The sequence below is a fragment of the Neisseria sp. P0021.S005 genome (genome assembly GCF_051956955.1).
Map to the genome: position 1 here is coordinate 1 of NZ_JBQCWY010000916.1, position 501 is coordinate 501.

At 56.7% G+C, this 501-nt stretch carries 1 protein-coding gene; it reads right to left on the minus strand.

Features of this window, described 5'->3' with window-relative positions; genetic code table 11:
* A partial coding sequence (locus tag ACTHUE_RS20145; protein ID WP_440424294.1) for a molybdopterin dinucleotide binding domain-containing protein occupies window positions 1-447 on the minus strand: 447 nt, incomplete at its 3' end.
* Window positions 448-501: the final 54 nt, after the last annotated feature.

Consider the following 501-nt stretch of genomic DNA (forward strand, 5'->3'; position numbering starts at 1 on the left):
ATTCATGGCTCCATTGATGTCGACCGGTTGCTTGGGATTGGCCTTGCTTGGCGGGGCGACCTTTGTGTTGCTCAAGGGGCGGTACCAAGCGCCCTGCGGCACTGAGAGAACGCCGGGTGCAATACGATCGGTGACACGGGCCGGTAGCCGGATGGTACCGCGGTCGTTGTAAACAAAGACTTGATCGCCATTGGTGATACCTTTAGCTCGGGCATCTCGAGTGTTGATCCAGACAGTCTGGGGATGAGCGTCCAGTAGCCAGTCAACATTGCCATAGCTGGAGTGGGTTCGTCCTTTGAAATGGTGTCCTATCACCTGGAACGGATATTTCTTGGAGGCTTTGGCCTCCTCGGGGCCTTCCCAGGTGACGACGTATTCCGGCAGTGCAGTGAGTTTGTCACCAGCCAGCTTCTTGCGGAAGGTGCCGAACGTCCACGCTTCGGACATCGCAGCTAGCCGCTCAGAATAAATCTCGATCTTGCCTGAGGGGGTCTCTAGTGG